This window comes from Cupriavidus sp. MPR-AND1C (assembly GCF_058809705.1).
The window spans coordinates 1-5,383 of record NZ_JBXASU010000097.1 but is presented as its reverse complement, the minus strand read 5'-3'; the positions used below and the strand labels follow the sequence as shown (position 1 = coordinate 5,383).

The following is a 5,383-nucleotide window of genomic DNA, read 5'->3' as shown; positions in this document are numbered from 1 at the left end:
CCCCCCCCCCCCCCCCCCCCCCCCCCCCCCCCACGCCGGTGGCGTAACGGCCACAAGCGTGGCGCAGCGCCTTGGGGTCGAGCACGGCACAAGTGGCGTCCATCTCAGGCTGCCTGCGGCAAATGCCGGTCGATCAGTTGCTGGCAGGCGGCGGGATCGGCCCACCAGGGAAAGAAGTCCGGCGGGTTGTCGAAGCCGTTGGCGATGCGTGCGGCCAGCGCCGGCGCTTGCCCGGCCGCGCCCAGCAATGCCAGGATGTGCGGCGGCGGCGGCGTGAGCAGCGAGTTGGTCCAGTTCACGACGTCACCGGCGTACTGCCAGTAGCTGGCGAAGGTCTGCGCCATCCAGGCAGCGTCGAAGGCACGATCACCGCGCGCGACGATCGCCTCCAGATAAACCTTGCAGCATTTGGCGGCGTTGTTCGAGCCTTGTCCGGTGATGGGGTCGTTGACTACCACCGCGTCCGCCATGCCGAACACCAGCCGGCCGGACGGCAGCGTCATGACGGGATGGCGCACGGTTGGCGTGAACCGGCCGGCGAGGATGCCCTGCTCATCGGTGAGCGTGACGTTGTCACAGCGTTGCGCTTCCCATGGCAGCCAGGTACGAAGGATGCGCAGGCTTTCGGCCAGGTGCTGCTCGGGCGTACGCGCCTCAGCCCACTGGTCCATGGGTCCGCCCGGTATGCCCTCGAACACCATGATCTCGCAAGGTCCGCTCAAGGTCAGCGCGGGGAACACAAAGTACTCGCCGATGCCGGGAATCAGGTTGAAGCAAACCCGCGAGTACGGCGTGCGCGGCGTCATGCCGTTCACATAGGTCAAGGCCAGCGCACGTTGCGGTGCGGTAAAGGGACTGCGCGCGGCATCGCGCTCAAAGCGGCTGACGATTTCGCCCTTGCCGGCGGCGAGCAGGACCAGATCGTGCTCGAGCGTCAGCGCTTCGAGCTCGTCGATGCCGGCATCGGCGATGCGCAGGTCGCCGCCTCGCTCGGCGAAGGCCTCCATCCAGGCCGGCATCTTGAGGCGTTGGTCCACGGCCTGCGCAGGCCGCTCGAGCCGGGCGGCCCAGTCGATCAGCCTGGCGCCAAGCTGCTCCGGATGCGGAATCGCCAGGCCAATGCCTTCTACGGGGGGGCAACTATCGTCCCACCAGTTCAGCCCAAGCTCGCGCTCGGCCTGCAACGAGCGATCGAACATGCATTGGCTGGACATGACCTTGCCCGCCCTGACCTGGTCCGGCGTGCGATTGGTCAGCAGCGTGACCTGATAGCCCTTGGCTTGCAGCCCGAGGGCCATCTGCAGGCCGGACTGGCCCGCCCCGACGATGGCAATGCGTTGGCTCATGGCAATCTCCTACTACTAGATGTTCAGGATGAAAATCGAAGCCCCGGCTTGGGGGATGCTCGATGCCAGCGTCAACCGGCCAGCCTGGGAATGGCGGGCACGTTCTGCTCGGGCCCCATCGCCGAGTAGCCGCCGTCCACCGCATAGTCCGCGCCGGTGACAAAGCTGGCGTGGTCGGAACAGAGAAACAACACGACCTGAGCCACTTCGTCGGGCTCGCCAACGCGGCCAAGGAGGTGGAAGTCCGCCGCCACGCGATCGGTGCGCTCGCGGTTGCCGCCGCTGACCTCATCCATCAGCCGGCACCAGGTCCAGCCGGGAGAAACAGCGTTGACCCGGATGCCATCGGGCGCGAGATCCATCGCCATGCTGCGGGTAAGCTGCCGGATGGCAGCCTTGGAGGCCGGATAGAGCCAGCGGCCCGTCTGCCCCACATTGGCGGAGATACTGGTGAAGTTGACGATGGCGCCACCGCCGCGAGCCCGCATGGCCGGGTGCACGGCCTGCGCCAGCATCACCCCGGAAACCACGTTGACGTCCAGCGCCGCAAGCCAGTCGCGCCGTGCTGATTTGAAGCCATCGTCCAGATAGGTGCACGCCAGGTTGACCAGGTAGTCAACACCACCGAAGTGCTGGCTCACCCGGGCTACCGCCGCCGCCACCTGGGCATCGTCGGTGATGTCCGTATGGACGAACAATGCCCGCTCGCCCAACGCGGCAGCTGCCCGCTCGCCGCCGCTGGCATCGATGTCGAGAATGGCCACTCGCGTGCCGGCCTCGACGAAGGCGCTGGCCACGCCCGCGCCGATCAACGTGGCGCCACCGCTGATGATGGCCACTTTGTCCCGCAGTCCTTTCATGACGCTGTCTCCTGGTTGTCTTGGCCGCTGCCCGGCTGCCGCCTTGCGACAGCACGTGCCGGGTGCGGCCTTCTGCTTTGCTGTAATGCGTGGTACTTGCCCGTACGGGCTCTTACTTGCCTTCGCTCTCCTGCCAGCGCGCCATCAGCGTGTTGGAGGGCAGCGTTTCGTCGAGCAGCTTGCGCGCGGTCTCCACACCTGCCACGGGCAGGCCGGCCGGATCGAGCTTGCCGATCTGCACCAGCACGCTCGCCTGGTCCCAGTAGATGTGCTCGTGGTAGAGCTTGTCGCCGCGGAACTTGACGATGGCGATGAGGGGGATCTCCACCCGCTTGCCGGTGGGCGCCACGCCAGGCAGCATCCAGTCGACTTCGCAGGTATGCGTGAAGCAGAACAGTATCTCGTCGACGATCTGGCTGGCGCCCACGGTGCGCGACAGCGGGATCAGGCTGGTATCGGGCGGATTGCTGTTGACGAAATGGTTCTGGTAGAAGCGTTTGAGCTGCCGGTAGCCGACGCCGCCAGTCATGGTCGGGATATGGTTCACGTAGGGTTCCGACACCATCGTCGCCATCGTGGCGTCGACATCGCGGGTGGCGAACTCGTATTCGCAGTGCTTGTCCCAGAGGGCCGAGAAATCGTAGTGCGGACCCATCTCTGCGCGCAGCGCGGCTATCGAGCGCTGATGCGCCATCAGCGCCGATGGGTGGTCGAAATGCTCGCCGCCGGTGCGCGCGAACGCGTGGTCCACGCCCGGATAGACGTACAGCTCGATGCCGTCCTTGCCGCCCAAGGCTGCGCGGATCTGCGCCTGCGCCTCAGGCGGGCAAAAGCCGTCGCGCTCGGCCACATGCAGCACCAGCCGCCCCTGGATTTTGGCCGCCTCGTCCAGCGCGCGCTCGATGCCGACGCCGTAGTACGCCACGGCACAGGCCACGCCGTCCAGGCGGCAGGCGGCCAGATAGGCGAGCTTGCCACCCAGGCAAAACCCGAGCACCCCGGTCTGGCCCACGCATTCAGGACGGGCCCGCAGCGCGTCCAGCGCCGCACCGACGTCCTTGACGCCCAGGGCCTCATCGAAGCGCTGATACAAGCCCAAGGCGCGCTGAAAGTCCTCACCGCGATCTCCCAGTTCGATGCCGGGGGCGATACGCCAGAACAAGTCGGGCACCAGCACCGTGTAGCCCTCCTCGGCGTAGTAGTCCGCCACGGCGCGCATGGTGGCATTGACGCCGAAGATTTCCTGGCACAAGACGATGCCGGGTCCCTTGCCCGATGCGGGCGTGGCAAGGTAGGCGTTGAATGCGCCGTCGGCGGCGTGGATCTGGATAGTCTGGCCCATGGGCTGCGCTCCTTTGTTTTTGGGGGTTGGGCTGCCGTGCTGGATTCCATCATGGGCGATCCGCACTGCAGCAAACTAGCCGCGGGCTGCAGCGGCTATCCGATTAGTGCAGGAAAATGCCGGCGTGGGCAAGGGGCGCCGGGAAGCGATCCACTATAGTGGTGTGAAGGAATCCGCCCGCAGGCTGGCCGGACCCAACTTACCAAGCGGCGCGCCAATGACGCCGAGGAGCGAGACAATGCCTCAGCCCCCCGCGGCCACGGCCACCGAGCCGCTGGCACGCGCCCTGCTATCCGACCCCACCCGGCTGGTCTTTGCCTCGACCGACCAGGCCCAGACGCGCGCAGCAGTGGGTACGGTTTTCAAGCCGCACAAGCTCACCATCGGCGGCACGACGCTGGCTGCCCGCATGCATCATGCGCCGCTTGGCGCTGTGTCGTTCAACCGGCTGGCCTACGGCGCGGAAGTCCAGATCGAGCCGGGGCCGCTCGATGATTTCCTGCTTGTGCAGATGCCGCTGGCGGGCCATGCCCAGATCCATTGCGGCCAGCAGCAGATCCTCTCCGACCGCGACATGGCCTCGGTGCTCACACCGAGCGACCCGGTGCGGATGCGGTGGAGCCACGACAGCGACCAGTTGATCGTGCGCGTGGAGCGCGGTGCGCTGGAGCGGGTATGCGCGGCGCACCTCGGCCATCGGTCACAGGCGCCGCTGCGCTTTGAGCTTGGGATGGGTTGGCGCCGCCTGGCGGCCTGGTATCAGTTGATGCACTACCTGGCCGACCTGCTGGCGCTGGCGCCGGACGCAGCGCGGCATCCGTTGACTGCCTGCCAGCTCGAGCAGTTGGTAATCGGCACGTTGTTGACAGTGCAGCCCCACAGCTTGGCGGAGGCGATGCGTGCACGGGGCAAACCGCTGGCGCCGCGCCACGTGAAGCAGGTCGAGGAGTACATCCATGCTCATGCACAGGCGCCACTGACCCCCGCCCTGCTGGCGGAAATCGCCGGGGTGAGCCTGCGCGGGCTCTATGCGGGCTTCCGGGAGCATCGCGGAATCAGCCCGATGGCCTACCTGCGCGCGGTGCGGCTGGAGCGTGTTCGCCATGACCTGCTGAACGACCCGGAGATCGACTCGGTCACGGCTGCGGCCCTGCGCTGGGGTTTCTGCCATCTGGGGCGCTTTAGCGTGGAATACCGCAAGAGTTTCGGCGAACCGCCGGGGCAGACGCTGCGTCGGCGCGGGCCCGCCTAGGCCGCATTCGTCGGGGCGGGAACGCAAAAACAAAAACGGCGAACCGAAGTTCGCCGCTTTTTTTGCGCAAAACCGCTTGGGGCGGTTTTGTGCTGAATACCTTACACCTTGATTTCGACGTCGACGCCGGCCGGCAGGTCGAGCTTCATCAGTGCGTCAACGGTCTTGTCGGTAGGATCGACGATGTCCATCAGGCGCTGGTGAGTGCGGATCTCGAACTGATCACGGCTCGTCTTGTTGACGTGCGGCGAACGCAGGATGTCGAAGCGCTGGATACGGGTCGGCAGGGGCACCGGGCCCTTGACGATCGCGCCGGTACGCTTGGCGGTATCCACGATTTCGGCTGCCGACTGGTCGATCAGGCGATAGTCGAAAGCCTTCAGGCGGATACGGATCTTCTGGTTCTGCATGATATTTCCTTAAAAGAGCGATGGGCGGCGTGCGCCCTGGAACATGGGAACAAGCCGACGGTATTGTACCGCCAGCCTGCTCCAGGAAGTTTGCTTAGTCGAGGATCTTTGCCACGACGCCGGCGCCGACGGTACGACCGCCTTCACGGATAGCGAAACGCAGGCCTTCTTCC

General features: G+C 66.1%; 6 protein-coding genes and 1 pseudogene. 1 reads left to right on the top strand and 6 read right to left on the bottom strand.

Annotation, left to right across the window (positions count from 1 at the left end):
* The 4 genes and pseudogenes from AC1RWI_RS32175 to AC1RWI_RS32160 all read right to left on the bottom strand — a co-directional run.
* A pseudogene (locus AC1RWI_RS32175) lies at positions 1-103 on the bottom strand (flavin reductase family protein); the annotation flags it as partial.
* A 1-nt stretch (position 104) separates the two neighbouring features.
* Positions 105-1,346: a styrene monooxygenase/indole monooxygenase family protein gene (locus tag AC1RWI_RS32170; protein WP_043350362.1), complete on the bottom strand. Its 1,242-nt coding sequence runs from the start codon at positions 1,344-1,346 to the stop codon at positions 105-107.
* A 71-nt stretch (positions 1,347-1,417) separates the two neighbouring features.
* Positions 1,418-2,206: an SDR family oxidoreductase gene (locus AC1RWI_RS32165; protein ID WP_043350365.1), complete on the bottom strand. Its 789-nt coding sequence runs from the start codon at positions 2,204-2,206 to the stop codon at positions 1,418-1,420.
* 112 nt (positions 2,207-2,318) lie between these two features.
* Complete coding sequence (locus AC1RWI_RS32160) at positions 2,319-3,548, bottom strand: dienelactone hydrolase family protein (RefSeq protein ID WP_043350367.1); 1,230 nt, start codon at positions 3,546-3,548, stop codon at positions 2,319-2,321.
* Between the two features lie 238 nt (positions 3,549-3,786).
* Between AC1RWI_RS32160 and AC1RWI_RS32155 the strand changes: the two genes are divergently transcribed.
* Complete coding sequence (locus AC1RWI_RS32155; RefSeq protein WP_043350370.1) at positions 3,787-4,800, top strand: AraC family transcriptional regulator; 1,014 nt, start codon at positions 3,787-3,789, stop codon at positions 4,798-4,800.
* A gap of 101 nt (positions 4,801-4,901) precedes the next feature.
* On the opposite strand, the gene rpsJ is transcribed toward AC1RWI_RS32155, so the two are convergent.
* Positions 4,902-5,210: a 30S ribosomal protein S10 gene (gene rpsJ, locus AC1RWI_RS32150; RefSeq protein WP_006160488.1), complete on the bottom strand. Its 309-nt coding sequence runs from the start codon at positions 5,208-5,210 to the stop codon at positions 4,902-4,904.
* 94 nt (positions 5,211-5,304) lie between these two features.
* A partial coding sequence (locus tag AC1RWI_RS32145) for an EF-Tu C-terminal domain-related protein (protein WP_156545601.1) occupies positions 5,305-5,383 on the bottom strand: 79 nt, incomplete at its 5' end.